We start from the raw sequence: 25987 nt of genomic DNA, 5'->3' as shown, positions 1-25987 counted from the left end.
TAAAAGTATTAAACATTCCTTTGAAAATATTTATCTGTACTTTTCGTATCCATTAATATTTACTATTTAACAAGCATGTATATACCAATTCTTAGTGCGATAAGGGGCTGATACTTTTGGCAATAAGGTCTACAGTGCGTTATACCTGAGAATATATTGTATTGCTTTCCTCCGAAATGTTATAATTAAAGAATTTAATATTATTTATAGATTTATATTATAGGATAAGGTAGAATAAATAATTAATTATTAGAGAAGAAGGTGAAGTATATTGAGGATTTTTAAAAATGTAGTTTTTTCTATATTTTTTAGCTTATTAATTATCGGGGGTATAATTAGATTTACTGTGGGATTTAAAGAGCTTTATTATTTTGATATAGATTACTTACATATACCTGAAATCACAAATATTAGTGAAGAAGAAATAAAGCTTAATTATGACTATCTTATAGATTACAACCTTGGCAAGGTATCTGGTGAATTCGAGATGCCTACTATAAAATCTTCGCCACAAGGGAAAATTCATTTTGAAGAGGTAAGAGAAATTGTTCAAAATGTAATTAAGTTATTTATAGTATGTATTATTGTTTGTATAGTTGGAGCATTTGTAAGTATGAAAGATAAAAATATAGAGATATTAAAGTGGACATCAAGAACATTAATTATATTACCAATAACTTTAGCCATACCAATACTAATAAATTTTGATAAAAGTTTTGTAATATTCCATGAGCTATTATTCGATAATGATTATTGGATATTTGACCCAATGCTTGATCCTGTTATAAATATATTACCTCAGGAGTTTTTCTTACATGCTGGTATTATGATACTTGTATTGATATTTATTTCTAGCATTATAATATACGCGATATATAAATATTTAAAAGCAAATACATTTAAACTTAATCATTAAGTACTAGTAAAGGAATAAGCCTAGTCTTTAGCTAATATAGTACATAACCTGATTTTATGCTAAAAAATACCCTCTATCTCATCAGCTATGAAATAGAGGGTATTTGTATAAGTGATCTATTAATCTTCTTTACTAGCCACCTTAACTATATCTTGAAACTTACTCATAATATATTCATAATTTTTCTTATTATGAGGTAACATACAACTAGAGCAATCCTTTATACCACTTTCACTATATTTAAAATTACCGCCACAGTTTTTACCTAAAGCATATAAAGGGCAGTAGCAGAATAGACAATTAAACTCTTCGGGCTTACTTGTCTTGTGGCATGGAAAATATTCGCAATTTTTATGATTGAAAAATTTATAATTATCACTCATTTTATTTCCTCCTAGATTTGGTCATACTATGATTATACTAAATTTTTACAATTTAGGTATTGATAAATTTGCGTATGGGTGAGAATATAAAGTTAGTGGTATAATAAATAGATAATAATAAACCATATCGAAAATGAGGTGTAAGAATGCAAGAAAACAACGACAAAGTAATAGAAAAAGCATTGCTTGTAGGACTTAATATAACGTCGACAGCAAGAAGAATTGATGATATAGATATAAATGAATCTATGGACGAACTAAAAGAATTAGCTAAAGCTGCTGGAGCAGAGGTAGTTGGAAGTCTTATACAAAATAAGCAGACTAGAGATGCTGCATTATTTATAGGTAAAGGTAAGGTAGATGAAATAAGAGCATATTGTGATTCTTTAGAAGCTACTTTAGTAGTATTTAACGATGAGCTATCAGGAGCTCAGATAAGAAATATTGAAGAAATAGTTGGAGTAAAAGTTATTGATAGAACTACTCTAATATTAGATATATTTGCACAGAGAGCTCTAAGTAGAGAAGGTAAGCTTCAAGTTGAGCTTGCTCAGTTAAAGTATAGACTTCCTAGACTATACGGAATGGGTGGAGCAATGAGTAGAACTGGTGCTGGTATAGGTACAAGAGGGCCAGGTGAACAAAAGTTAGAAGTAGATAAGAGACATATACTTAATAAAGCTGCTGATATAAGACGTGAGCTTAGAGATGTTAAGAAAAATAGAGAGACTCAAAGAACTCAACGTTTAAAGTCTAATATACCGATAGTTGCCCTTGTAGGTTATACAAATGCAGGAAAATCAACTTTACTTAACGAATTAATAAAGACACATAAAGATTATGAGCAAGCAAAAGAAGTGCTTGCAAAAGATATGCTATTTGCAACGCTTGATGTAACTCTTAGAAAAGCCCTACTACCAAATAAAAAAGAATTTTTAGTAGTAGATACTGTTGGATTTGTTAGTAAACTTCCCCATGATTTAGTAGAAGCTTTTAAAGCAACCTTAGAAGAGGTTCAGTATGCAGATTTAATTATACATGTAATTGATGCTACTAATGATAGCTATGAATTACAAAAGAATACTACTGAAAAGGTACTTAAGGAGCTAAAGGCAGATCAAAAGCCTACTATACTTGTATATAACAAGATTGATAGACTAGAACTAGATATATATCCGAAAAACCAAGGAGATGCAGTTTATATATCAGCTAAAAAAGGTATAAATATGGATAAATTAATTCATATGATTGAAGAGGCGTTAATGGAAAATACTTATTCAGTAACACTTTCACTACCTTATGAAAGAGGAGATATATTTAGTAAGGTTAAGGATAAATATAACGTAGATAATTTTGAATATGGGGAAAGTGGAATAACGGTTGATGTAAATTTAGATGAAGAAGACTATAATATATATAAAGAGTATATATTGGATAAGTAGGTAATAATATGAATATAACCTGGGACAATATTGACTCTTTAGAAGATTACTTTATAACCTATCTTTTATACAAAGAATCTAAAACAGTATCTCAAATAAGCAAGATAAGAAATTTATCAGTCTCAGAAGTAAATGATCAATTAATAAGGGCAAAGCTTGAAATAAAGTCTATGTTAAAAGACAAGTTAGAGTTATCTAAAGATGTCCTAGATAGGTTTTTAGAGCTTGATAAACAAAAAAGATTAGATTTTATTGTAGGCTTAGATGCAGAAAGGATGGTAGATTTTAAGAGAAAGCTTTATAAAAGAATTATCACAGAGCGAAATGCTGAAGATTTAATTACTTTAATCTGGGTAACTGGAGAGCTTAAAGAAGACAAATTCTTAAATTTACTACATACCTTAACTGGACATAGGCACTCTGGTGTAAGAAGAGTAACTTATTCAGCACTTCGAAAGATACAATCACCAAGTAGTAGAGAGTATTTGCAGAGAGGTTTATACGACACTAATGCACAAACACGTCAATACTGTGCAAAGGCACTGGCGAAAATAGGAAATAAAAACAGCTTAAAAATGTTAAAGCAATTAAAGAACAAAAAGCAGTTTGAAAAAGACTATGTATTAAGAGCTTACGATGAAGCCATTGACATACTAGAAAAAGAAGATTAATAACATAATAGCTTTAATGTTAACATATAATTAACAAAACAAGTTATTGGCAGAGTATGTTTCTCCAGAAGTTAACATAAAAAAACAGTTAATAGGAGGGGTTTAAAATGATAGTGAGACATTGTGCAGGTGGTGTAGTATTTTATGCTAATAAAGTACTTATATTAAAAAATGATAGAAATGAATGGACACTTCCAAAAGGTAAAATATATGAAAATGGTTTACCAGTTGATAGTGCAGTAAAAAGAGTAGCAGAAGAAACAGGTGCAATTGCTAAGGTACTAGATGTAGCAGGAGATACTATGTATGAGTTCTACTCAAGAAGTAGACAACAAGAAGTATGTAATGCTGTTGTTTGGTATATTATGGAATCTAATGAATCGAAATACATACTTAAGGATGAGTTTAAAGAGGGTGGATTCTTTAAAGTTAAGGAAGCAGTAGAAATGCTTACACACAGTAAAGAAAAATCATTGGTTGAACTATCTTATAAAAAATATAAAGAAATTAAGAAAAAAGGCTCAGAGGATCAAAGCCTGGCTGTAAATTGTAAATAAATATATAAAAAGAAAGGGAATATTCCCTTTCTTTTTTTTATATATTTATTATAAAAAGAAATTAAAGTTAAAATACAAAAAGACAAATACGAAATATAAAATGATAAACAGCCTAAGATGAAATGGACTATACTTTAATTAACAAATACATAGTAACAAAATTTAGTAATTTATAAGGGGTGGAGATTATGCCAAATATAGTATTAACAAGAATTGATAACAGACTTATTCATGGACAGGTAGCGACAATGTGGTCTTCTAGTGTTGGAGCTAACCTATTATTAGTCGCAAATGATGAAGTTTCTACAAATGATTTTAGACAAGGGCTTATGGATATGGCAGCACCAAGTTTTGCACAAACAAGGTATTTTTCAATAGAAAAAACAATAAACATTATAGGGAGAGCAAGTGAGTCACAACATATTGCAATAATATGTGAAAATCCTCAAGATGTAGTTAAGTTAGTTGAGGGGGGAGTACCTATAAAAAAAGTTAATATAGGAAATATGCATATGGCAGAAGGTAAAAGACAAGTATCAAAAGCGGTTTGTGTAGATAGTGATGACGTAAATGCATTTAGACGTCTTAGAGAATTAGGGGTAGAGCTAGAAATCAGGAGAGTTCCAAGTGAGTCTGCTGAGAATATAGAAGAATTATTCAAATAAGGGGGTAAATTTTATGGATTTAAACGTCATACAAATTGTTCTTATTCTAATAGTAACAATGATAGCTGCCGTAGATCAATTCAACTTCTTAGAGTCGTTATATAGACCGATAGTAGTTGGACCAATAATTGGAGCTATCATGGGGGATTTACAAACAGGTCTTATAGTTGGTGGTTCTTATGAACTTATGATGATAGGTGCAATGCCAGTAGGTGGAGCACAACCACCAAATGCTGTTATAGGTGGAATAATGGCAACAGTGTTTGCAATACAATCAGGTCTTGATACTTCTGCTGCATTACCACTTGCAATACCATTTGCATTACTTGGCCAATATGCAGTTACACTTTTATTTACAGTAATGTCACCATTAATGGGTCTATGCGACAAAGCAGCTGATAATGCTAATCCTAAAGGTATAGATAAGGTAAACTATATGGCAATGGGAATATTAGCAGTATCTTTTGCTTTAATAGTTTTAGCTGGATTATTGGCAGGTCAAGCAATAGGTCAAAAGTTAACAGAGATATTACCTCTATGGGTTTGGGATGGATTAACAGCTGCAGGAAAGATGATGCCAGCATTAGGATTTGCAATGTTACTTAAAGTTATGTTAAGTAAAGAATATGCAATATTTATGATATTAGGATTTGTATTAGTAGCATATGGAAAATTACCACTTTTAGCTATAGCTATGGTTGGTATAGCTGCAGCAATCTATGACTTCCATGTAAGTATGAAAACTAAAAATACAGGAGGAGGTATGAGCGATGGCATCTAATACAGAAACAATGATGAGAGGTCAAAAAGAGTATATAGATAAGACTGAAGGGGAAACTCTTGATAATAAAACATTAAATAAAATGGCTTGGAGATCAATGTTCTTACAGGCATCATTTAACTATGAAAGAATGCAAGCTGGTGGATGGCTATATTCTATACTTCCAGGACTTAAAAAAATACACAAAAACAAAGAAGATTTAAGCACATCAATGAAGCACAACTTAGAATTTTTCAACTGTCATCCATTCTTAATAACATTTGTTATGGGTATAATATTATCGCTTGAGCAAAAGAAATCTGATGTTCAAACTATACGTGCACTAAGAGTTGCGGCAATGGGACCTTTAGGTGGTATAGGGGATGCTATATTCTGGTTTACATTATTGCCAATATCAGCAGGTATTGGGGCAAACCTTTCTCTTCAAGGTAGTATATTAGGTCCAATCATATTCTTTGTATTATTCAACGTTGTTCATTTAGGGCTAAGATTTGGTTTAATGCATTGGTCATATAAAGTAGGGGTTGAAGGAATATCTAAACTTACTAAAAATGCTAAAGAATTTACTAGAGCAGCTACAGTACTTGGTATGATAGTAGCAGGTGCGTTAATAGCTTCATATGTAAGTATTACTTTAGTTACTCCGGAATCTTTAAGTATGTCTGGAACTATAGATTTACAAAAAATATTAGATTCTATAATGCCTTGTGTATTACCACTTGCAGTAACATTTGGTATGTATGGGTTAGTTAAGAAGAATGTTTCTCCATTAGTAAATATATTAGTATTAGTATTAATTGGATTAATAGGAGCATTTATAGGAGTATTTAAATTCTAGGAGGATACTAATGATTATAATAACAGGACATGGAAAGTTTGGGACTGGACTTAAAACTAGCCTAAACCTAATAGTTGGCGAATATAACTTTGTTAACCCTATAGATTTTACTGAGGAAAAATCTCCAGAGAGTTTAAAAGAAGAAATAAGAAGTCTAGTAAGAGAAACTGATAAAAAGGTTTATATATTCACAGACTTAGCTGGTGGTACTCCATTTAAGGTAAGTAGTGAATTAACACTAGATTATGATAATATAGAAGTATTTTGCGGAACTAATCTACCTATGCTTGTAGAATCTACAATGATGTTATCTTTAGGATGCGACATTGATTGTGATGGTATTAAGGATGCAGGTATAAATAGTATTAGACCGCAAGCTAAAACAGTTACATTTGCAGATGATGGAATCTAAAAAATAGGAGTGGCATGATAAATGCCACTCCTTTATTGTATTTAAAATATTTATTGGCTATAATAATTTTATAAGTTTGTGTATTTTATATAAGTAAGTGATACGTTAGTATAAGAGGATTATTATTTAATAGATAAATTTTACATAAGTAATAGATAAGGTAGTAGGAGGTAGGAAATGAGCGGATACAAAACTTTACATGAATATGGACAAGATGAAATAATTATAGAAAAATCAACTTTTATAGGATATGCAAAACCAATAAAAACAGAAGAAGAGGCTGTAGAATTTGTAAATGAGATAAAGAAAAAACATAAGGATGCAACACATAACGTATGGGCATATACAGTTGGTAAAAATATGAATATACAAAGGTATAGTGATGATGGAGAACCGCAAGGAACAGCTGGTATACCAACATTAGAAGTTATAAAAAAGGAAGATTTAAGAGATGTAGTAGTTGTTGTTACTAGATATTTTGGCGGTATAAAACTAGGTGCTGGGGGCTTAGTTAGAGCTTACACAAAGGGAGCGAAAATAGGTCTAGAAGCAGGTAAAGTTATTGAAAAGATAATGTATCAAGAGGTTAAAATTGGTATAGATTATAATCAACTTGGCAAGGTGCAAAATGAGATAATGAATATGGGGTACTTTATTAAGGACACTATTTATGAAGAAAATGTGCAAATAGTTGTTTATTCAAGAATAGAAGAAAAAGATGATTTAATAGCTAAGATGACGGATATAACTAGTGCAACTGCTGATATTATTTTAGGTGAAGAATTCTATTTATCTGAAAAAGAAGGGCAGTTAATATTATAGATATAAAATAATATTATAAATAAACTTAACCAGTAGTTAAGAAATTATAACCAATACTTAATTATGTGTCCATTGTAGGGATAAGAATTCACAGATATAATCTATAGTATAAGGCCTTATAAATACAAATTAAGAAGGGGTATTAAGTATGAAATTACCTATTGGTGAAGTTATATATAAATTAAGAAAAGAAAATGGAATTACTCAGGAACAACTTGCCAAAGCTGTAGGAGTATCAACAGCAGCTGTTTCTAAGTGGGAAAGTAAAAATGCTTATCCAGATATTAGCTTACTTCCATCTATTGCTAGATATTTCAACACTAGTATAGATAGTTTGCTAAGATTTGAAATGGAAATAACTAAGGAAGAAGTTATGGAAATTGCAGCAGAGTGTGCTAAATTATTTGAAACTGAAGATTTAGAGGATGCAATCAAGGCTTGTAATGACTATATACAGAAGTATCCTAATAGTCACTTTTTAAAATTTAGGATAGGTTCTTTATATATGACGTATCTATCAAAGGCTAAAACTGAGGAAGGAATGCAAGATTTTGCAAAAAAGGCAATAGAATTAATTGAGCAATCAGCACTTAGTGATGATGTTGAGATAAGTGAAGGGTCTAACTATGTTTTAAGTTCATTATACTCTATGATAGGAGAAGATGATAAATCAGAGGAAGCATTACTACTTGTTCCAAACAAAGTCATAAATAGAGATGATATGTTAGTTCCGTTGTATATAAAACAAGAAAGATATGATGAAGCAAAAAAAATACTTCAAGGTAATATGCTAATGAGTATAAATAGAATAAAATTGTTTTTAGATAGCTTTTCTAATATAAGTGTAAGAGAAAATAAGATGGATTATGCAAAGGAGCTTTTATTTACTCAAAGAAATCTTATAAAATTGTTTAATATTGAGGATATAAGTTTAGGTACAAATAGTGCATCACTTTCTAGAATTTATGCTAAAGAGAAAGATTTAGAAAAAGCATTAGATTACTATGAAGAATATATTGATGCAGTAGAAAAGCTTATGGATAATGATAAGTCTATATACGACAATAAGATGTTTAATACTCTTGAATTTCCAAAATCAATGCAATCAAAAGAATATATGATGCAGATAATAAAAATGGGAATGGAGTTAGATGAGGTATATGATTTCTTAAGAGAAGATGATAGATATAAATCTATTATTAAAAGATTAAGCGAGTAAACACTATATTATATTGTTTACATAATTATATAAGCAATATAAAAAGGCATTTTAAAAAGTTAAGATGCCTTTTATTATGCAATTAATCCTTATTTTTAGGAGGACATATACCTTTTTTTATTTCATATCCTCCAACTAGTAGTAAAAATAGTCCAAATACCTTTCTTAGAACATCAGAAGATAAATCATTGGCAACAAAAGATCCAACGATAGCTCCGAGTACTCCAAATAATGCGATAGGAACAACAAGTTTTAAGACTACATTTTTATTTTTGATATGTATATATAAGGCTATAATAGTCATCGGTATAGATGAAATCAAGTTAACGCTTTGGGCTATTTTAGGGTCAACTCCTGTAAATAATATTAGTGCTGGGATAAGAATAGTTCCACCACCCATTCCCATACCTCCGATTATTCCTGCAAAAAATCCAATAATAGCAAATAACATTAAAACACCATCCTTAAAGCTGCTACAATCATAATTATTCCAAATGAAATTCTAAGACATGTACCCGTTACCTTACTGAGTAGCTTAGCACCAACCACACCACCAATGATACTTCCACATGCAACTTGCCACGTAATACCTATATCATAAGTACCTCTAGATATATATACAGCAGAACTTGCAGTAGTTAAAAATACTATTATTGCAAGAGCTGTGGCATGAGATTTATGCTCTTCTATTTTTACAATATTATTTAATATGGGTACAAGAAGGGTACCTCCGCCAGACCCAAATAGACCATTTATAAATCCTGTAAAAGAACCTATTAATGTATTAGTTATAAAATCTTTAAATGAATGTTTTGATACATATTTAAAATCAAAATTATTTTGCTTATTTTTCAAATTAATCACCCTCTCACTTTAGTTTTTACAAAAGAGAAAAATATATTTATCAAACTAGTAACTTATGAAAATTTAGCCAATAGGGAATACTAAAATCAAATATTATGGTAGATAATTTAATTAATTTTATTTAAGGAGAAATAATTATGTCTCATGTAGATAACTTTACGTTTGACCCAATAAATATTAATAAAATAGAGTCAGAAAGAGAATTTCTAGCTCAGAATGAGAAATTTAAAACAATATATTTTAAATTTGAAGAAGGTAAGGGGTTACCAAATCACTCTCACAATGGATATGCATCAATACAAGTTGTTAGTGGAATAGTAGATATGGAGTTTTTAACAGGGGAAAAATTTGTGCTAGAAGCTGGAGATTTTTTACCTTTTGATGCTAGGGTAGAGCATAATGTTATTGCAAGGGAGTGTAGTAAAATATTAGTTACTATATCTCAAAGCCTTTCATAAAAAAATCCATCTATGCTTGGTTTAAAAGTGTAGATGGATTTTTTTGTACTAAATTCTTTATATATGTAAGTACACATCTTAGATTGTTAAATATATGATATAATAAAGTATAAAATAGAAAAAAATGAGAGGAGATACAAATAATGGATATAAACATGAAGATAGATAAAACCGTAGATTGGTTAAGGGAAAAAGTTAAAGAAGCAAACTGTAATGGTTTAGTAGTAGGAGTATCTGGTGGAATAGATTCTGCTGTTGTTTGTTACTTAATTAAGAAGGCTTTTCCAGATAATTCTGTAGGAGTTATAATGAGTATAAAAAGCAACCCTCAAGATAGAGAAGATGCACTTAAAGTTATTAATGGATGTGGGATAAAATATTTAGATTTAGATCTTACAAAAGAGCAAACATCTATATTAGATACAGTTGTAGCTGGATTAAAAGATAATGATTTATACAATGAAAATAACCAAAAGATAAGTGATGCAAACTTAAGGGCAAGAGTTAGAATGAGTACTGTTTATACTGTAGCAAATAATTTAGGATACTTAGTTGTTGGAACGGACAATGCAGCAGAAGTACATACTGGATATTTCACTAAATATGGAGATGGGGGAGTAGATTTAATACCTATTGCAAATATAACAAAAAGAGAAGTATATGAATGGGCTAAAGTTCTAGGAGTACATGAAGATGTAATAAACAAAGCACCTTCAGCAGGTCTATGGGAAGGACAAACTGATGAGGCTGAAATGGGTACTACATATGATATGATAGATGCAGTAGTAGAAGGTAGATTAGATGAGGTTCCTCAAAAAGACCAGGAGATAATAGCAAGGCTTCATAGAATAAGTCAGCATAAGAGAGAAACTGCTCCTGCACCTCCTAAGTTCTAATTTACTAAATGCAAAATTTATGCTAAAATTTACGAGTAGTAAAATTTAGTTAATATAAATTAAAAAGTTGAGTATATAAGGTAATTATATACCTATATAGAAAGATAAATTACACGTATTAAGGAGTGGAATTATGGGACGTATAGGAAACATAATAAACAAAAAAGGTAAACAAGATGCACAAAGAGCTAAGGTATTCACTAAGCATGCAAGAGCAATAGCAGTTGCAGCTAAGGAAGGTGGAGCATCTCCAGAATACAATGCAGCACTTAAAGCGGCAATAGACAAAGCTAAGGCTGACAATATGCCAAATGACAACATAGATAGAGCAGTAGCTAAAGGAGCAGGTGCTGGAGCTAACGAAAACTATGAAACAATAGTTTATGAAGGATACGGACCAGGTGGAGTTGCAGTTATAGTTGAGACTTTAACTGATAACAAAAACAGAACTGCTGGTAACGTAAGATACTTCTTCGATAAGAATGGTGGTAACTTAGGAACTAGTGGATGTGTATCATTCATGTTCGATAACAAAGGACAAATATTAATAGAAGCTTCTGATGAAGTATCTGAAGAAGAATTAATGGATGTTGCTTTAGAAGCAGGAGCAGAAGATTTCATAACTGAAGAAGATGGATATGAAGTAATAACAACTCCTGAAGATTTCCAGGCAGTAAGAGATGAGTTAGCAGCTAAAGGATATGAGTTTATATCAGCAAGCGTTAAGTTAATACCTCAAACTACTACAGAGTTAACTACTGAAGAACACTTAAAGTTTATGAATAGATTAGTTGATATGCTTGAAGATGATGATGATGTTCAAAATGTGTACCACAACTGGGAAATAGCTGAATAATTTCTTTGGTTAAGGTATATGTAAACACCTCTAGACTACGATATATGGAAGTAATCCATATAAGTGGTTTAGAGGTGTTTTTTGTATGTATACAGTCAATATATTAAAAGCGGATAAACACCAAAAGTTATAGAAAAAACTAATAATCAAAAAAATGCAATAAAATTTCATAAATATGTGGAAATAAGTTGATGTAAGGATTTTATTCTGCTAGGATTATATTGAATGTGAAATAAATTTTTAAAAAAGGGGGATTATATGAAAAATAATCAAAAATTGGGACTATCATATATAGTGCTTATGGGATTTGGATTTCCGATAATGCGTTATATGAGTATGAATTTTGATACTATTAATAATAATGCAGTTAGGTTTTTATCAGGGGGAATACTTATACTTATTATCTGTTTATTCAAGTTTAGAGATGAATTAAAAAAGATAGTAGAAGAACCAAAACTAATTTTCAAGCTACTGATATTAGCTGGGTTTATGACTGGAAATATGTATTGTTTTATAACTGGATTAAAATATACATCAGCTTTAACTGGAAGTATTTTTAGTATATTAGCTATGCCATTAGCAATAAGTATGGCAGCTATTTTCTTTAAAGATGAAAGAGATAGAGTAAAGCAAAAGAGATTTTATATAGGGAGTTTAATTGCAATAACAGGATCATTAATTTTTGTTATAAATGCTGGCGGAAATGGTGAAAGTTCTGACTTTTTAAAAGGATCTTTATTTTTAGCAGCAGCGATTTTTATTCAATCAATTCAAAATTTAGTTGTAAAAAATGTTTCAAAAAAATTACATTCAGTAGTAATAAGCGCATCTACAGCTACTTTATCGGGAATTGTATTTTTAGTTATAGCTATCTCTACTGGAAAAATATTAGAGTTGAAAGCTGTATCAACAGGTATGCTTACTGGATTAAGTTTAGCAGGAATGTATGGAATGCTTACAGGAATGTTAATGGCATTTTATATTCTTCAAAAACAGGGAGTAGTTGTTTTTAATATTATACAATTAATAATACCTGTTTCTACTGCGATTGTAGGATATTTTGCATTAAATGAAAAAATTAATTTGATACAAGGTATAGGGGCTATTGTTGTAATTATTGGATGCATTGTGGCTTTAAAAAAGAAAGACCCTAAGGAGGAATGCCAATGTATACCGTTGGAATCGTAGGGTTAGGCCAAATTGCATATAGTATTGATAAGGATCCAAATAGAGATATAATATGGTCTCATATTGGTGCTTATAAAACATTTGAAAATATTGAGATAAAAGCTATTTGTGATATATCAAGTGATGTCGTTGAAGAAGTAAAAAATGATTGCAATATTAAGTTGGGATATAGTGATTATAATAAAATGTTAGATTATAATAAATTTGATATAGTAAGTATATGCACACCCATATCATCTCATTATGATATTATAAAAAAATGTGTCAGCTGTGGAGTAAAGGCGATATTTTGTGAAAAAACATTATGTAACTCTGTTGAAGATGCTAAAAAAATAATAAAATTATGCGAAGATAATAATGTTGTTCTTGCTGTAAATCATATACTAAGATGGGATAACCTAAATATAACTATAAAGAAATTAATAGAGAATAAGGCTATTGGAGATATCTATAGTATAGTAGGGTATGGAGATACAGCTTTGCACACAAGTGCGAGCCACTTAATAGATATGATGTGTTTTTTTGCAGGGTCTCCTGAGTGGGTAGTAGGTACAAAGCAAAATGACTTCATAAGAGTTGCTCATGGAGTAGAAGACCATGGAGGAATAGGAATTGTTAAGTTTAAATCAAATATAATAGGATTTATAAAAGCTACTAGTACTTCACAATATAGATACATGTATGAACTAGATATATTAGGAGAAGAAGGGCGTATAAAGATTTACAATAATGGTAAGGATTTTGATATATATAAGTACTCCAGAGATAATAATTCTGCTGGAACTAATTATCAATCGTTACAGTTAGTTGAAAACAAGCCCCAAATTAATAAAAATGAAAGAATGGTTGATGCTATAGAAGATATAATAAGATGTCTAGAAAAAGGAGGCTCACCTATTTCTAATGGGTCTACGTCTTTAAATACAATAAAGATTATTGAAGGACTAAAAAAGTCTTCAGATGAAATTCAAATAGTATCACTAGTAGATAATTTAGATATATCTTTCGCATAATAAATTCGGTATTTTATTCTAGAGAATTTTTAAATTTCATCATAATGATTTAGTATCTTTTTTATCTTTTCATAAATAATACATTTTAATGGCTATGGTTTTATTAATTTTTCAACAGGAAATTCTAACTTGTCATTGCTAAACTCTAATGATATATATAAAACTCTATCATAGTTGTTGAAATATACACTAAGATAGAGTTTTTTGAAATATAATATCAGCCGAAGGTTAGAAATTAACCTCTTTTACTAATTTCATCTGTTATCAGTGATTTTGAAATATACATAGCATTTATTATTTTCTTAAAGCGGGTATGAAAAGGGGTACCATCCTCAAATTTTTGCTGTCCTTTTTCACATTTGCTAATAATGGAAGATATAGGGGCTAGTGATTCTATCAATTCTTCTTTTGTATATTTGTTCATAATATCCTCATCTGCTATTAATGATTTTGAAATATACAAAGCTTTTATCCTGTTCTTAAGGAGTGTGTGCTGAGAGGTACCTTCCGCAAATTTTGGATGTATTTTTTCACAATTACTGATACTTGAAGATACAACTTTTAGTGCTTCCACCAATTCTTCTCTTGTATATGTTTCCATAGTATTTCACCTCAAATTTCTATTTATCTATTAGTTTATTATGTGATATTTATTTAACCTTACAATTTAATTATAAAACATTAATGCACTTATAAACTTTTGATAAATAAATTACCAAAAATAAAGAATTATAATTATAAACCTTACATAGTGTATATAAATTCCTTGACTTGTACATGAAATTTTACAACTTAGAAACATTATTTAAAAGTTAGTGATTTATATATCAAATATGTAACTAAAACTCCATTGAAATCAGGGCTTTATATAGACTATAATACAGTTGTCGACGATTAATTTAGAAGTAAAATAAACTTTCTGATGGAGGAAAATAGATATGAAAAAACGTATTATATGTAGTATGCTATCAGCAGCACTATTAGTTACGGGTTGTACAAATAGTGGTACTGGAAACAATGATAAGTCAAATAACGTAGAACTTACTTATTCAAATTTAATAGATGAAAAAACACAAAACGAAGTTAAAGATATATTAATAGCAAATAAAATTGATAAAAAGCAAGTAGAATACTTTATAAGTAATGTAAAAGATTATAATGCTACTGTAGGAAAATTAAAAACATCAAAAGATGGATTTACAACAATAAAATCGCAACAAGCATCATATGATGAGGAAAAAATTGCTTCAATATGGCAAGAAAAGGGATATAACTATATGGATATTAACTGTAGATTAACATCTTTTATATTATTTAAAGACTATATTAAGTCTCAGGGGAAATTTGAGGGTGATGATATTGATCTTGCAATGGATTTAGATACAATAAAGAATAATCCTATAGTTAAGATTGGCGAAGATGATACTGATAAATTTACGAATCTATATTCTGCTATACCAGTTGAGAAGTCAAATGATATAAATAAGAACGCAGAGGCTATAAAGTCAGAGTGGAAAAAGAGAAATATATCATTTGTAGAGAATAAAAATGTATCTATGATAAATGTATTTTTAAATTATGCTGAAACAAGTAATGTTTTTGTTGGTCACACAGGAATATTAGTAGAAGCTAATAATGGATTATTATTTATTGAAAAATATGGAGTAGGTACGCCATATCAAGTATCTAAATTCAAAGATAGAGAAGAGTTAAAATCGTATCTAATGGATAGATTAGATATTAATGAAGCTGATGATGGTTCATCAAAGCCTATAATCATGGAAAATAATGAATTAATGAAGTAAGCATATAAATGAATTTATATATGTATAAATTTTTCTAAGTAAGTAAAACCTATTAGTAAAATATTACAAATAAGGGTGGTTTTATGGAAAAATACTTAGAAAGATTATTTATAATAGAAGGTATTATATTTGGGATATTAGGTTTTTTATTTTTTATGAATCCTTTAGGATCTCTTTTGGCACTTACTAATTTTTCAGGATGGATGTTTATAATACTTGGTGTTGTTGGAATGTTTAAAAAGCCAAGAGATATATTTATGGGAATAATAAATATATTATTTGGTATTATATTAATATTTTCGCCAGTTTCAAGTATAGATATATTTATATCTTTCTATGGGGTATGGTCTATAATTAGAGGTATATATCTATTTATAATCTATATAAAGGAAAAAACATTTGGACTAAATATGCAGACATTATATAGTATTGCATTAATAATTCTAGGTATTGTAATACTTGCTAATCCTATAATATCTTTTATGTCAGTACCATATGTTATAGGGGTTTACTTTATAGTAAGTGCAATATTTGAAATATACTTAGGGTTTAATATTAAAAGTGAATAATTGAAACATGACTTATAGAAACGAACTCAACCCGGGTTCGTTTTTTATTATGTATTTAAAGAATGAAAAATTACGATTTAATTCTATTTGAAAGCGATTTCAAAAAAAGTATTGTAATTTTATTACATATAAAATATAATTAAGTTGTAATAATATTACAATGCTTAAAAATCAATTCATAAAATGTTGGAGGAGATAGTAATGTTAAATTTAAAAGGCTTAACTACTGAAACAAGAAATGAAAATACTAAAAATATAGATAAAATGTCTACTATAGACATGGTTAGACTTATAAATCAAGAAGATCAAAAGGTTGCTCTTGCAGTAGAGAAAGAATCTGAAAATATAGCAAAAGCCATAGATGTAATATATGAAGCTTTATCAAATGGTGGAAGGCTTATATATATGGGAGCGGGAACTAGTGGAAGATTAGGAATACTAGATGCATCTGAGTGTCCTCCTACTTATGGGGTATCGGATGAATTAGTTCAAGGTCTTATAGCTGGAGGATCTGAAGCTATATTAAAAGCTAAAGAGGGAGCTGAAGATTCTAAGGAATTTGGTAAAGAAGATTTAGTAAATATAAAATTAACTCCAAAAGACGTAGTATGCGGTCTTGCTGCAAGTGGTAGAACACCTTATGTTATAGGCGGAGTAGAGTATGCTAAAGAAATAGGTGCAAGAACAATATCTGTAACTTGTAATGGAGACTCTGAATTATCAAAGGTTGTAGAAATATCTATAGCACCAGTTGTAGGACCGGAGGTTGTAACAGGTTCAACAAGAATGAAGTCAGGTACAGCTCAAAAATTAGTTTTAAATATGTTATCTACAGGAACGATGATAAAGCTAGGCAAGGTATACGGAAACCTAATGGTAGATGTAAAATCAACTAATGAAAAGCTTGTAGAAAGAGCAAAAAATATTGTGGTTGAAGCAACTGGAGTGAATAAGGAAGAAGCTACTAATTTATTAAAAGCTACAGATTTTAATGTAAAACTAGCAATATTTATGAAATTATCAGGATTATCAAAAGAAGAGAGTCAAAAAGTTTTAGATGAGAAAAAAGGTCATATATCAAATTCGCTAGAAACAATAAACTTATAAGGGGGAGCTAAGATGGCTGACAAATCAAAGAACCAAGCTTATGAAATTGCATTACAAATCTACAATATCGTAGGTGAAAAAGAAAATGTAATATCTGTATCTCACTGTATGACAAGATTAAGATTAGGAATAAAAGATACTAGCATATTCTCTCAAGATGAATTGAAAAAAATAGAGGGTGTTATGGGGGTAGTTGAACAAGAGGGTCAACTTCAAATAATATTAGGTCCAGGTAGAGTTAATAAGGTTTGTGAAGAATTCTCAAAGTTGACTGGTAAAAAAGTTGGAGAAGTGGATACTGCTAGTGATTTAAGAAGTGAAATAAAGCAAAAGAATCAAACACCGTTTAAGTTACTTCTTAAACAAGTGGCAAATATATTTATTCCATTAATACCAGCATTTATAGGATGTGGATTAGTGCTTGCTCTAAGTAATTTATTAGGTAAGTTTGTTGATGGATGGTCTGCAACAACTATAGGTATGTTAATGGCTGTTGTAGGTAATGGAGTATTCGGAGTAATAAATGTTTTAGTAGGTGTTAATGCAAGTAAAGAGTTTGGTGGATCTCCAATGATAGGTGGAACACTAGCTGCAATAATGAGCTCGGCTGCATTATCAGATATAGTTTTATTTGGGAATAATTTAGTCCCTGGACGTGGTGGAGTATTAGCAGTGCTTGCAGTATGTGCTCTAGCATGTTTCTTAGAAAAGAAGATAAGAAAAATAGTTCCAGAAACATTAGATTTATTTATAACACCATTATTAGTAATATTATTAAGTATTATTGTGGCAATATTTGTTATACAACCAGTGGGTGGGTTCATAGCTGACTCTATAGGTGTAGCAACAACTGTAGCGATAGAAAAAGGTGGAGCATTTACAGGATTCTTACTTGGAGGATTATTCTTACCATTAGTTATGACTGGTCTTCACCATGGATTAACTCCAATACATGCTCAATTAATAGAAAGCTTTGGAATGACTACATTACTTCCGATACTTGCAATGGCAGGTGCTGGACAAGTAGGGGCATCATTTGCAATATATATGAAAACTAAAAACGCTAGATTGAAGAAGACTATAATGTCAGCTTTACCAATAGGTGTATTAGGTATAGGAGAACCTCTTATATATGGAGTTACATTACCACTTGGAAAGCCATTTTTGGGAGCTGCAATAGGTGGAGCTTGTGGTGGCGCTGTGATAGCAATATTCAAAGTAGGGGCTATAGCAATGGGTGTATCAGGTATTCCTTTAGCTATACTTACTAACTTACCGATGCAGTATTTATTAGGTATAGCTGCAGCTTATATAGGTGGATTTATAGCTACTAATTTATTAGGATTTGAAGATCCTGCTGAATAAAAATAAAAATGGCTAGAGGCTTTATGTCTTTAGCCATTTTGTATATGAAGGAGATAAAGTTATGCAAAAAGGAATTTCAGTTTATTTTGGGTTAGAAAATAGCTTAAGTGATAACATAGAGTATATGAAAAGTGCAAAGAGCTTGGGGTTTGATAGAGTATTTACATCTCTACACATACCAGAAGCCGATTACAAAGTACTAGCAAAAGATATAAAAATATTTTTAGAAGAAGCTAAAAAGCTTAATATGATAGTTAGTTGCGATATATCTAATAATGCATTTGAATTTTTAGAGATAGAGAAAAATAATTTAGCTTCATTTAAGGAGATGGGAGTAGAGATACTTAGATTAGACTTTGGATTTAGCGAAGAAGAAGTAGCAGCTTTTAGTAATAATGATATAGGTATAAAAATAGAACTAAATGCTAGCACGCTTACTAAAAAGTATCTAAAAAAATTAGATAAGCATAATCCAAATTATGATAATATTATAGCGTGTCACAACTACTATCCAAGAAATAACACAGGCATATCAGAAGAAAGTTTAGTTATTAAGAATGAAATAATACAGGACTTAGGTATTGAGGTATCTGCATTTATACCATCTTTAATAAATAAAAGAGGCCCAGTATACGAAGGATTACCAACGTTAGAGATGCATAGAAATGAGAAGCCATACAATAGTGCTAGACATCTATTTGCACTTGGATGTGATAATGTTTATTTTGGAGATGCAATAGCGGGCTATGATGAGTTAAAATCTGTAGGTAGTATAAAGAGTAGTGTAGAACTTAGAGCCGATTTATTCACAATAAATGAAGAAGTATTAGATCTTATAAATAATAATATACTTACTGATAGAAGTGATTCTGCTTGTGATGTTGTTAGAGCTGTTGAGGGGAGATTTAACTTAAAGAGTGTTATAGAGCCGGAAAATAATAATATAGAAAGAAAAGAAGGGGCTATAACTGTAGACAATAAAAAATACCTTAGATATATGTGTGAATTACAAATATGTAGAAAAGACCTGCCAAAAGATGATAGAATAAATGTAATAGGTCAAATAATAGATGAAGATTTATTTTTAATTAAGTATATATCAGATGATGTAAAATTTGATATTATTAAAAATAATAGATAATAATAAAGGTGGTTTTTAGGGTGAGTTGTATTTTAAAATTAAATCAAGTATATAAGAATTTAACAGAAGTTGATAAGAAAATTGCAGATTACGTTTTAGATAATAAAGAAGAAGTATGTAAAATGACTGTTAGTGGTCTTGCTAATAATTGTGGTGGGAGTACAGCTAGTATAGTTAGATTTTGCAGAAAATTAGGGTATGATGGATTTTCAGATTTTAAAATTGAACTTGCAAAAGAAAAGGATAATAATGAATCTAAGTCAGAGTATGCTTATATTGATGAAAAATCTAGCTTAGACTCTATAATAGAAAGTATAAGTAATAAAAATGCTAATACCATATATAAATCAGTAAGTCTTAATAATAATAAAGATATAAAAGATGCTGTAGACTATATTCAAAAAGCTAAAAAAGTATATATATATGGGATAGGTGGTTCTTCTTTAGTATCTCAAGATTTACAAATGAAATTGGTTAGAATCAACAAGAACACTATCACATTTACTGATTCACATATGCAACTTATGAGCTCAAACAATGTTACTGAAGGAGATGTTGCAATAGGAATATCTTATTCTGGGGAATCTAAAGAAGTAGTAGAATCTATGAAAAAGTCAAAGTGTAACAAAGCTACATGTATTGGTATTACAAAGTTTGGAGAAAGTAGTTTGAGTAGTTTATGTGATATTAATCTATATGTTTCAAATGTAGAAAATAGCCTAAGAGAAGGGGCGATATCATCGAGAATAGCAATGCTAACTCTAGTAGATATTATATATATAGCTCTTATTCAAAATGATATAAAAGAAAATGAAGCTAAGCTTATGGCGACAAGAGAGCTTGTAAAAGTATTAAAATAAGCCTAAGGCGAAGTAACATCACATTATTAAATTGATTGTAAAAAAAAGAGGTGCATTTAGAATTTTCTAAATGCACCTCTTTTAATTCAAAACATATGTAGTATGTTATTTGCATTTAAAGCTAGCGCAAGAAGTTTCTGAATAAAGATTAGCATTGCTAGCATTTGCAGTCACAGCTAAGTCATGAAGAGAGCAAACTGTACCCGCATTGTAAGTGCAAGTCTTAACATTACATAGTGCTATTTTACAAGATCCATTATCATTAGTATTATTTGTTAAATTGCTATATACAGACTCATCTAAGAATGAGCTACAGCAAGTATGTACGCTTGTACGTGCCTTTTTACCATTTACAGATATTTTATTTGCATAACAAGTCCCACCATCATTGTGAGAACAGTTTATTACACTACAACTAATATTTTCCATAATATTACCTCCTAACAATATATAATCATTTAGGAGTATCGCCAAATTTTTAAGAAAGTATAGCTATAATTTTCGAATTTATAAAACAAGCAAACAAAAAGATAGTCTATAAAATTTATAGAGACCATCTTTAAGTTGAAAGAATAAACACAATTAATTATTATGTTGAAATAGTTTGTCATAGTTCCCTGCACTCATAAGAGCCTTAGCAATAAGAGTAGAAGATGCAGGATAGGATCTTATAGGAGGCCAAACTTCAAATAATCCCTTTTCATAATCTTCAAAGCTTAATACTTTGCCGTCATTAATTTTCTCTTCAACATCCCTTGTAAAATCTCGGATCTTCAAGAAATCATCGAGAGAAAGTTCATTAAAAACAGAGGCCTTATGCTGAGGTTGTTTTAAAAAAAGTATGTTTTGTTTAAACTCAAGAAAGTCTAATTTATCGTAGATTATTCTGATATAAGCACTCATTCCAACCCCTCCTCATATAAAATAAAAAAGATACATTATAATATGTATGAAATTAGAGAAATGAGACAACTATATAGATATATAATTCTACTAAAATTTACCTATATTGTATAAGAAAATCTAAGGTGGAAAAAATAATATGTAGAAGGAGGTTATGTTATGTTTGAAAAAAAAGAGCCAACAAAATGGAGAATTCCAGTTTTGATTTTAATAGGAGTACTTGTATTAAGTAGCGGAATCTACTTAGGAATAAAAACTAGAAATATTGACAGTAATAAAAATCAAGCTAAGGTTGAGGAAACTAGTAATGAAAAATCCAAGGAAGTTTTTGAACTAAACAAGGATTGTGAAATGTGGGTTCAAAAGAAAAATGAAGATGGAAGTGACAGCAAGGAAGGACCTATTATGATAGGAACTATTCCACAAGAATTAATAAATAAATCAAAAGACGAAATAGTTGCTTATTTAAAAGATAAGTATCCAGATAGAACAATTGAAAATATGAGTAAATATGAAATCGTATTATCAGAAGTAATGTCAACAAATGATGAATCAAAAGCTAATAAATATACTATAGAAAGCAACGAGGGAAATATAGGACTTTATAAATATGATGCTAAGGGAAATAAGAAGTTATTAGAGAAAACTTCTATATCAATAGAATCACTTCCAAAAACAGCACAAAGTGAAATTAAAAAAGGTGTAGTAGTAGAGACAGAAGATGACGCATATTCTAGATTAGAAGATTTCGGAAGTTAATATATTAAATAATAAAGGCTGTCCAAGCACAAAATTAATTCGTGTTAGACAGCCTATTTTATATATAAATTACATGTGAGAAGCGATTATTTCCATTTCTCCACCAAAAGTAAATTTAGCTAAGTTGTGAGGTAGTATGAAGTGATCACCTTTCTTTAATTCAAAAGTAGTGTTCTCTTCTTCAACTGTTATGCTACCAGAACCTTCTATTATACTGTATAAAGAGAATGGTTGGTCATGGTTAAATTCAGCTTTACCTTCTATGTCTAACTTATAAACACTGAAGAATTCATTACTTATATAAGTAGTGCAAGTAAAGTTTTCTCCCTTAGAAATCTTAAACTCTTCATTAGTTTCTTTGTGAGGAGTAGTAGAGACAGCTATAGACTTTTCAACGTGAAGTTCACGAGGATTTCCATTATCGTCTTTTCTATCATAATCATAAACTCTGTAAGTTGTATCAGAGTTTTGTTGAGTTTCAAGTATTAAAGTACCTTTGCAAAGTGCATGTATTGTACCACTTGGAACATAGAAGAAATCACCTTTTTTGATTTTTATACTTCTAAGAAGCTTGTCCCACTCATTATTCTTTATCATTTCTTCAAGTTCTTCTTTTGATGATGCATTGTGACCTATTATCATATCAGCATCTTCTGCACAGTCTATTACGTACCAGCATTCAGTTTTTCCTAACTCTCCATTTTCATGTACTTGAGCGTACTCATCATCTGGATGCACTTGTACAGAAAGGTTATCGTTAGCATCAAGTACTTTTGTAAGTAGCGGGAATTTTTCCCCCTTCATATTTCCAAATAACTCTCTATGGTTTTCCCAAAGATAAGATAAAGTCTTTCCTTTATAATCACCATTAGTGATTTCAGAGTCACCGTTTGGATGAGCGCTTATCCCCCAACATTCACCAGTAGTGTTAGTTGGTATATCGTAATTGAATTTAGTTTTTAATGAATCCCCACCCCAGATTTTATCCATTAGAATAGGTTTTAAAAATAATGGTTGCATATCTTACCTCCGCCAAATAGTTATATAGTTTATATTATATATTAACAAGATTGATTTGATAAGTGTAATATGCTTAGGTAAGCATGAACATTTTTATATTGAGCCCATATTGTGATATAATAATTTAGAACATAAGTTTTGTGGAAGGAAAATAAAATGATAATCTTAGGAATAGATCCAGGAATAGCTATAGTAGGATTTGGAATAGTAGAGTATAAGAACAATAAGTTTAGAGTAATAGATTATGGTGCAGTAACTACACCAGCAGGTATGGATATGCTACAAAGATTAGAGCTTGTCTATAAAGGTATAGACTTAATCATAAAGAAATATAACATAGATGAAATAGGCATAGAAGAACTATTCTTCAATAAAAATGTTAAAACTGCAATTACAGTAGCTCAAGCTAGAGGAGTTACTATGCTCGCTTGTGCTCATAATGGAAAGCCAGTATATGAATATACTCCTCTTCAAGTAAAGCAAGGAGTAGTAGGTTATGGAAGAGCTCAAAAGGCTCAGGTACAGCAGATGGTTACATCATTTTTAAACTTAAAGAGTGTGCCAAAGCCAGATGATGTGGCAGATGCTTTAGCAGTTGCTATTTGTCATGCTCATGCCAATAAATTAGAGAAAACTTTAAAAAACATAGGGGGCAAATATGTATAGTTATATAAAAGGAACAATAGAAGAAATTCGTTTAGACAGTATAGTAGTAGAAAATAATAATATAGGCTACAAAATAAATGTTTCATCAAACACGATAAAGGATTTACAATTAGGAAAAATGGCTAAAATATATACTAAGCTTATAGTGAGAGAAGATGATATGAGTCTTTGTGGATTTGGTAGTCAAGAAGAGTTAAAAATGTTTGAATTACTAACATCTGTATCAAAAATTGGACCTAAAGTAGGTCTTGGAATATTATCTTTTGCATCTCCAGGACAGATAGGAGCTTTTATACTAAGCGAAGATATAGCAAAATTATCAAAGGCTCCAGGTGTTGGTAAAAAGACGGCTGAAAGAATAATCTTAGAACTTAAAGATAAGGTAGACAAGAATAATGTTGAGTTTGAGCCTACATTATTAAGCCAGGCACCAATAGGAATATCACAAGATGAGGCAGTAGATGCTTTATTAGCACTAGGATACTCTGCACCAGAAGCGAAGGAAGCTGTAGAGAAGTGCAAAAAAGATGGTATGAATACGGAAGATATTATAAAGAAATCTTTAACTTATATAATGAGCAAGTCGCTAAGATAAGTTAAATATAGCAGTATAGAATGTATAAACTATTATCCATATGGATAAATATAAAGGGGGAAGCACATGTTTGATTTTGAAGATGAAAACAGGATAATTACATCTACAATGCAAAATGATGATGTTGACATAGAAAACAATCTAAGACCCAAATCTTTAGATGATTACTTAGGACAAGAAAAGACAAAAGAACAATTAAACATTTTTATAGAGGCAGCAAAGTCTAGAAATGAGCCACTAGATCATGTACTTTTATATGGTCCTCCAGGGCTTGGTAAAACTACATTATCAAGTATAATTGCTAATGAAATGGGAGTTAACCTAAGGATTACTTCAGGACCAGCTATAGAAAGAGCTGGGGATTTGGCAGCTATACTTACAAATCTTAATGAAAATGATGTTTTATTTATTGATGAAATACATCGTATAAATAGAAGTGTCGAGGAAGTACTTTATCCTGCTATGGAAGACTATTGCCTAGATATTATAATAGGTAAGGGACCTTCGGCGAGAAGTATAAGACTTGATTTACCAAAGTTTACATTGATAGGAGCTACTACTAGAGCAGGTATGCTTACAAATCCTCTTAGAGATAGATTTGGAGTTATTTGTAAACTAGATTATTATACAGTTGATGAATTAGCACAAATCGTTATGAGATCAGCTACTATACTTGGAGCAGAGATACAAGCTGGAGGAGCTATGGAAGTAGCAAAGCGTTCTAGAGGAACACCAAGAATAGCAAATAGATTACTAAAGAGAGTAAGAGACTATGCTCAAGTAAGAGCAGATGGAAATATTACTGATGAGGTTGCAAATCAAGCGCTAGAACTTCTAGGAGTAGATAGTTTGGGGCTTGATGATGTAGACGAAAAGTTATTGCTTACTATAATACAGAAGTTCAAAGGTGGACCAGTTGGTCTTGACACACTAGCTGCATCTATTGGAGAAGACAGAAATACTATAGAAGATGTATATGAACCATACTTACTTCAACTAGGTTTTATAAATAGGAGTCCTAGAGGAAGAATAGCTATGCCCCTAGCTTATGAACATTTAAATATTCAATACCCTAATAAATAATCTAAAGATAAAAATATAGTAACTACTACAAAAATAAACACTAAATAAACACCAGATAAATATAGGTATAGGCATATTTGTATAGAAAAAATACGATTTTTTTGTTATCATTGTATGTGCATATATTTTTTGA

32 protein-coding genes are annotated in these 25987 nt (G+C 30.3%); 25 read left to right on the top strand and 7 right to left on the bottom strand.

The annotated features are described in order from the left end of the window. Positions 1-271: 271 nt before the first annotated feature. Positions 272-916 (top strand): TIGR01906 family membrane protein, encoded by a 645-nt coding sequence (locus CHL78_RS02490; protein ID WP_094368165.1) that lies wholly within the window; start codon positions 272-274, stop codon positions 914-916. A 119-nt stretch (positions 917-1035) separates the two neighbouring features. Here the strand turns inward: CHL78_RS02490 and CHL78_RS02485 are convergent, their stop codons facing one another. After that, the gene (locus CHL78_RS02485; RefSeq protein ID WP_094368164.1) at positions 1036-1299 is read right to left on the bottom strand and encodes a cysteine-rich small domain-containing protein; all 264 of its coding nucleotides are present in this window, start codon (positions 1297-1299) and stop codon (positions 1036-1038) included. Positions 1300-1445: 146 nt separating this feature from the next. On the opposite strand from CHL78_RS02485, the gene hflX reads away from it, so the two are divergent. From hflX to CHL78_RS02440, 9 genes are all read left to right on the top strand, one after another. After that, positions 1446-2741: a GTPase HflX gene (gene hflX, locus CHL78_RS02480; protein ID WP_094368163.1), complete on the top strand. Its 1296-nt coding sequence runs from the start codon at positions 1446-1448 to the stop codon at positions 2739-2741. Positions 2742-2749: 8 nt separating this feature from the next. Beyond that, positions 2750-3412: a HEAT repeat domain-containing protein gene (locus tag CHL78_RS02475; protein ID WP_094368162.1), complete on the top strand. Its 663-nt coding sequence runs from the start codon at positions 2750-2752 to the stop codon at positions 3410-3412. A 107-nt stretch (positions 3413-3519) separates the two neighbouring features. After that, a complete protein-coding gene (locus CHL78_RS02470) occupies positions 3520-3969 on the top strand; it encodes an NUDIX domain-containing protein (RefSeq protein WP_094368161.1) in 450 nt (149 codons plus the stop codon). Positions 3970-4157: 188 nt separating this feature from the next. After that, complete coding sequence (agaB, locus tag CHL78_RS02465) at positions 4158-4634, top strand: PTS galactosamine transporter subunit IIB (protein ID WP_094368160.1); 477 nt, start codon at positions 4158-4160, stop codon at positions 4632-4634. A 13-nt stretch (positions 4635-4647) separates the two neighbouring features. Then, on the top strand, positions 4648-5415 hold the full coding sequence (locus tag CHL78_RS02460; protein ID WP_094368159.1) for a PTS mannose/fructose/sorbose/N-acetylgalactosamine transporter subunit IIC: 768 nt from the start codon (positions 4648-4650) through the stop codon (positions 5413-5415). Further along, a complete protein-coding gene (locus tag CHL78_RS02455) occupies positions 5405-6253 on the top strand; it encodes a PTS system mannose/fructose/sorbose family transporter subunit IID (RefSeq protein ID WP_330408567.1) in 849 nt (282 codons plus the stop codon). The genes CHL78_RS02460 and CHL78_RS02455 overlap by 11 nt, the downstream gene beginning before the upstream one ends. Positions 6254-6263: 10 nt before the next feature. Beyond that, positions 6264-6665, top strand: coding sequence for a PTS sugar transporter subunit IIA (locus tag CHL78_RS02450; RefSeq protein ID WP_094368158.1), 402 nt, complete (start codon positions 6264-6266; stop codon positions 6663-6665). Between the two features lie 177 nt (positions 6666-6842). After that, entirely contained in the window at positions 6843-7487 is a 645-nt protein-coding gene (locus CHL78_RS02445) for a YigZ family protein (RefSeq protein ID WP_094368157.1), read from the top strand. Positions 7488-7635: 148 nt separating this feature from the next. Beyond that, positions 7636-8706 carry a helix-turn-helix domain-containing protein gene (locus tag CHL78_RS02440; RefSeq protein WP_094368156.1) on the top strand — a complete coding sequence of 357 codons (1071 nt, stop codon included), beginning with the start codon at positions 7636-7638 and terminating at the stop codon, positions 8704-8706. A gap of 82 nt (positions 8707-8788) precedes the next feature. Here the strand turns inward: CHL78_RS02440 and CHL78_RS02435 are convergent, their stop codons facing one another. Then, positions 8789-9157 carry a sulfite exporter TauE/SafE family protein gene (locus CHL78_RS02435; RefSeq protein WP_094368155.1) on the bottom strand — a complete coding sequence of 123 codons (369 nt, stop codon included), beginning with the start codon at positions 9155-9157 and terminating at the stop codon, positions 8789-8791. After that, entirely contained in the window at positions 9157-9561 is a 405-nt protein-coding gene (locus CHL78_RS02430; RefSeq protein ID WP_330408566.1) for a sulfite exporter TauE/SafE family protein, read from the bottom strand. Before CHL78_RS02430 ends, CHL78_RS02435 begins: the two co-directional genes overlap by 1 nt. Before the next feature lie 146 nt (positions 9562-9707). Between CHL78_RS02430 and CHL78_RS02425 the strand changes: the two genes are divergently transcribed. The 5 genes from CHL78_RS02425 to CHL78_RS02405 all read left to right on the top strand — a co-directional run bounded on the left by CHL78_RS02425 (position 9708) and on the right by CHL78_RS02405 (position 13981). Beyond that, positions 9708-10028 (top strand): cupin domain-containing protein, encoded by a 321-nt coding sequence (locus CHL78_RS02425; protein ID WP_094368154.1) that lies wholly within the window; start codon positions 9708-9710, stop codon positions 10026-10028. Positions 10029-10171: 143 nt separating this feature from the next. Next, positions 10172-10924 carry an NAD(+) synthase gene (gene nadE / locus CHL78_RS02420; protein WP_199533974.1) on the top strand — a complete coding sequence of 251 codons (753 nt, stop codon included), beginning with the start codon at positions 10172-10174 and terminating at the stop codon, positions 10922-10924. Between the two features lie 133 nt (positions 10925-11057). Next, positions 11058-11780 (top strand): YebC/PmpR family DNA-binding transcriptional regulator, encoded by a 723-nt coding sequence (locus CHL78_RS02415; protein WP_116041189.1) that lies wholly within the window; start codon positions 11058-11060, stop codon positions 11778-11780. 258 nt (positions 11781-12038) lie between these two features. Then, on the top strand, positions 12039-12968 hold the full coding sequence (locus CHL78_RS02410; RefSeq protein ID WP_094369169.1) for a DMT family transporter: 930 nt from the start codon (positions 12039-12041) through the stop codon (positions 12966-12968). After that, positions 12947-13981 carry a Gfo/Idh/MocA family protein gene (locus CHL78_RS02405; protein WP_094369170.1) on the top strand — a complete coding sequence of 345 codons (1035 nt, stop codon included), beginning with the start codon at positions 12947-12949 and terminating at the stop codon, positions 13979-13981. The genes CHL78_RS02410 and CHL78_RS02405 overlap by 22 nt, the downstream gene beginning before the upstream one ends. 235 nt (positions 13982-14216) lie before the next feature. On the opposite strand, the gene CHL78_RS02400 is transcribed toward CHL78_RS02405, so the two are convergent. Further along, complete coding sequence (locus CHL78_RS02400; protein WP_094369171.1) at positions 14217-14582, bottom strand: hypothetical protein; 366 nt, start codon at positions 14580-14582, stop codon at positions 14217-14219. 337 nt (positions 14583-14919) lie between these two features. On the opposite strand from CHL78_RS02400, the gene CHL78_RS02395 reads away from it, so the two are divergent. The 6 genes from CHL78_RS02395 (at position 14920) to CHL78_RS02370 (ending at position 20828) form a co-directional block, all read left to right on the top strand. Further along, positions 14920-15786: a DUF4300 family protein gene (locus CHL78_RS02395; RefSeq protein ID WP_094369172.1), complete on the top strand. Its 867-nt coding sequence runs from the start codon at positions 14920-14922 to the stop codon at positions 15784-15786. 83 nt (positions 15787-15869) lie between these two features. Beyond that, positions 15870-16355: an HdeD family acid-resistance protein gene (locus CHL78_RS02390; RefSeq protein ID WP_094369173.1), complete on the top strand. Its 486-nt coding sequence runs from the start codon at positions 15870-15872 to the stop codon at positions 16353-16355. A gap of 201 nt (positions 16356-16556) precedes the next feature. Next, positions 16557-17462 carry an N-acetylmuramic acid 6-phosphate etherase gene (gene murQ, locus CHL78_RS02385; protein ID WP_330408565.1) on the top strand — a complete coding sequence of 302 codons (906 nt, stop codon included), beginning with the start codon at positions 16557-16559 and terminating at the stop codon, positions 17460-17462. Positions 17463-17474: 12 nt separating this feature from the next. Then, positions 17475-18827: a PTS transporter subunit EIIC gene (locus CHL78_RS02380; protein ID WP_094369174.1), complete on the top strand. Its 1353-nt coding sequence runs from the start codon at positions 17475-17477 to the stop codon at positions 18825-18827. Between the two features lie 61 nt (positions 18828-18888). Further along, positions 18889-19968, top strand: coding sequence for a DUF871 domain-containing protein (locus CHL78_RS02375; RefSeq protein ID WP_094369175.1), 1080 nt, complete (start codon positions 18889-18891; stop codon positions 19966-19968). Between the two features lie 20 nt (positions 19969-19988). Continuing rightward, positions 19989-20828: a MurR/RpiR family transcriptional regulator gene (locus CHL78_RS02370; RefSeq protein ID WP_094369176.1), complete on the top strand. Its 840-nt coding sequence runs from the start codon at positions 19989-19991 to the stop codon at positions 20826-20828. Positions 20829-20933: 105 nt separating this feature from the next. Here CHL78_RS02370 and CHL78_RS02365 read toward each other — a convergent pair whose 3' ends face one another. Both CHL78_RS02365 and CHL78_RS02360 read right to left on the bottom strand, forming a co-directional pair. Next, positions 20934-21257, bottom strand: a complete 324-nt coding sequence (locus tag CHL78_RS02365) for a DUF1540 domain-containing protein (protein ID WP_094369177.1) — start codon at positions 21255-21257, stop codon at positions 20934-20936. A gap of 153 nt (positions 21258-21410) precedes the next feature. Next, positions 21411-21731, bottom strand: coding sequence for a hypothetical protein (locus CHL78_RS02360; RefSeq protein ID WP_094369178.1), 321 nt, complete (start codon positions 21729-21731; stop codon positions 21411-21413). Between the two features lie 159 nt (positions 21732-21890). Here CHL78_RS02360 and CHL78_RS02355 point away from each other — a divergent pair, with 159 nt between their 5' ends. After that, positions 21891-22490, top strand: coding sequence for a BofC C-terminal domain-containing protein (locus CHL78_RS02355; protein WP_094369179.1), 600 nt, complete (start codon positions 21891-21893; stop codon positions 22488-22490). 69 nt (positions 22491-22559) lie between these two features. Here CHL78_RS02355 and manA read toward each other — a convergent pair whose 3' ends face one another. Continuing rightward, a complete protein-coding gene (gene manA, locus CHL78_RS02350; RefSeq protein WP_094369180.1) occupies positions 22560-23510 on the bottom strand; it encodes a mannose-6-phosphate isomerase, class I in 951 nt (316 codons plus the stop codon). Between the two features lie 156 nt (positions 23511-23666). Here manA and ruvC point away from each other — a divergent pair, with 156 nt between their 5' ends. From ruvC to ruvB, 3 genes are all read left to right on the top strand, one after another. Further along, complete coding sequence (gene ruvC / locus CHL78_RS02345) at positions 23667-24176, top strand: crossover junction endodeoxyribonuclease RuvC (RefSeq protein ID WP_094369181.1); 510 nt, start codon at positions 23667-23669, stop codon at positions 24174-24176. Continuing rightward, complete coding sequence (gene ruvA / locus CHL78_RS02340; protein WP_094369182.1) at positions 24169-24771, top strand: Holliday junction branch migration protein RuvA; 603 nt, start codon at positions 24169-24171, stop codon at positions 24769-24771. The genes ruvC and ruvA overlap by 8 nt, the downstream gene beginning before the upstream one ends. Before the next feature lie 66 nt (positions 24772-24837). Next, on the top strand, positions 24838-25854 hold the full coding sequence (gene ruvB / locus CHL78_RS02335) for a Holliday junction branch migration DNA helicase RuvB (RefSeq protein ID WP_116041187.1): 1017 nt from the start codon (positions 24838-24840) through the stop codon (positions 25852-25854). The last annotated feature ends 133 nt before the right edge of the window (positions 25855-25987 follow it).

The sequence above is a fragment of the Romboutsia weinsteinii genome, from assembly GCF_002250835.2.
Taxonomy (GTDB): domain Bacteria; phylum Bacillota; class Clostridia; order Peptostreptococcales; family Peptostreptococcaceae; genus Romboutsia_A; species Romboutsia_A weinsteinii.
This window is presented reverse-complemented; position numbering and strand designations above follow the sequence as displayed.

Bases quoted from the DNA above. Each gene is read 5' to 3' on its own strand.
- CHL78_RS02485 (WP_094368164.1), bottom strand. From the start codon at position 1,299: ATGAGTGATAATTATAAATTTTTCAATCATAAAAATTGCGAATATTTT.
- hflX (WP_094368163.1), top strand. From the start codon at position 1,446: ATGCAAGAAAACAACGACAAAGTAATAGAAAAAGCATTGCTTGTAGGA.
- CHL78_RS02475 (WP_094368162.1), top strand. From the start codon at position 2,750: ATGAATATAACCTGGGACAATATTGACTCTTTAGAAGATTACTTTATA.
- CHL78_RS02470 (WP_094368161.1), top strand. From the start codon at position 3,520: ATGATAGTGAGACATTGTGCAGGTGGTGTAGTATTTTATGCTAATAAA.
- agaB (WP_094368160.1), top strand. From the start codon at position 4,158: ATGCCAAATATAGTATTAACAAGAATTGATAACAGACTTATTCATGGA.
- CHL78_RS02460 (WP_094368159.1), top strand. From the start codon at position 4,648: ATGGATTTAAACGTCATACAAATTGTTCTTATTCTAATAGTAACAATG.
- CHL78_RS02455 (WP_330408567.1), top strand. From the start codon at position 5,405: ATGGCATCTAATACAGAAACAATGATGAGAGGTCAAAAAGAGTATATA.
- CHL78_RS02450 (WP_094368158.1), top strand. From the start codon at position 6,264: ATGATTATAATAACAGGACATGGAAAGTTTGGGACTGGACTTAAAACT.
- CHL78_RS02445 (WP_094368157.1), top strand. From the start codon at position 6,843: ATGAGCGGATACAAAACTTTACATGAATATGGACAAGATGAAATAATT.
- CHL78_RS02440 (WP_094368156.1), top strand. From the start codon at position 7,636: ATGAAATTACCTATTGGTGAAGTTATATATAAATTAAGAAAAGAAAAT.
- CHL78_RS02435 (WP_094368155.1), bottom strand. From the start codon at position 9,157: ATGTTATTTGCTATTATTGGATTTTTTGCAGGAATAATCGGAGGTATG.
- CHL78_RS02425 (WP_094368154.1), top strand. From the start codon at position 9,708: ATGTCTCATGTAGATAACTTTACGTTTGACCCAATAAATATTAATAAA.
- nadE (WP_199533974.1), top strand. From the start codon at position 10,172: ATGGATATAAACATGAAGATAGATAAAACCGTAGATTGGTTAAGGGAA.
- CHL78_RS02415 (WP_116041189.1), top strand. From the start codon at position 11,058: ATGGGACGTATAGGAAACATAATAAACAAAAAAGGTAAACAAGATGCA.
- CHL78_RS02410 (WP_094369169.1), top strand. From the start codon at position 12,039: ATGAAAAATAATCAAAAATTGGGACTATCATATATAGTGCTTATGGGA.
- CHL78_RS02405 (WP_094369170.1), top strand. From the start codon at position 12,947: ATGTATACCGTTGGAATCGTAGGGTTAGGCCAAATTGCATATAGTATT.
- CHL78_RS02400 (WP_094369171.1), bottom strand. From the start codon at position 14,582: ATGGAAACATATACAAGAGAAGAATTGGTGGAAGCACTAAAAGTTGTA.
- CHL78_RS02395 (WP_094369172.1), top strand. From the start codon at position 14,920: ATGAAAAAACGTATTATATGTAGTATGCTATCAGCAGCACTATTAGTT.
- CHL78_RS02390 (WP_094369173.1), top strand. From the start codon at position 15,870: ATGGAAAAATACTTAGAAAGATTATTTATAATAGAAGGTATTATATTT.
- murQ (WP_330408565.1), top strand. From the start codon at position 16,557: ATGTTAAATTTAAAAGGCTTAACTACTGAAACAAGAAATGAAAATACT.
- CHL78_RS02380 (WP_094369174.1), top strand. From the start codon at position 17,475: ATGGCTGACAAATCAAAGAACCAAGCTTATGAAATTGCATTACAAATC.
- CHL78_RS02375 (WP_094369175.1), top strand. From the start codon at position 18,889: ATGCAAAAAGGAATTTCAGTTTATTTTGGGTTAGAAAATAGCTTAAGT.
- CHL78_RS02365 (WP_094369177.1), bottom strand. From the start codon at position 21,257: ATGGAAAATATTAGTTGTAGTGTAATAAACTGTTCTCACAATGATGGT.
- CHL78_RS02360 (WP_094369178.1), bottom strand. From the start codon at position 21,731: ATGAGTGCTTATATCAGAATAATCTACGATAAATTAGACTTTCTTGAG.
- CHL78_RS02355 (WP_094369179.1), top strand. From the start codon at position 21,891: ATGTTTGAAAAAAAAGAGCCAACAAAATGGAGAATTCCAGTTTTGATT.
- manA (WP_094369180.1), bottom strand. From the start codon at position 23,510: ATGCAACCATTATTTTTAAAACCTATTCTAATGGATAAAATCTGGGGT.
- ruvC (WP_094369181.1), top strand. From the start codon at position 23,667: ATGATAATCTTAGGAATAGATCCAGGAATAGCTATAGTAGGATTTGGA.
- ruvA (WP_094369182.1), top strand. From the start codon at position 24,169: ATGTATAGTTATATAAAAGGAACAATAGAAGAAATTCGTTTAGACAGT.
- ruvB (WP_116041187.1), top strand. From the start codon at position 24,838: ATGTTTGATTTTGAAGATGAAAACAGGATAATTACATCTACAATGCAA.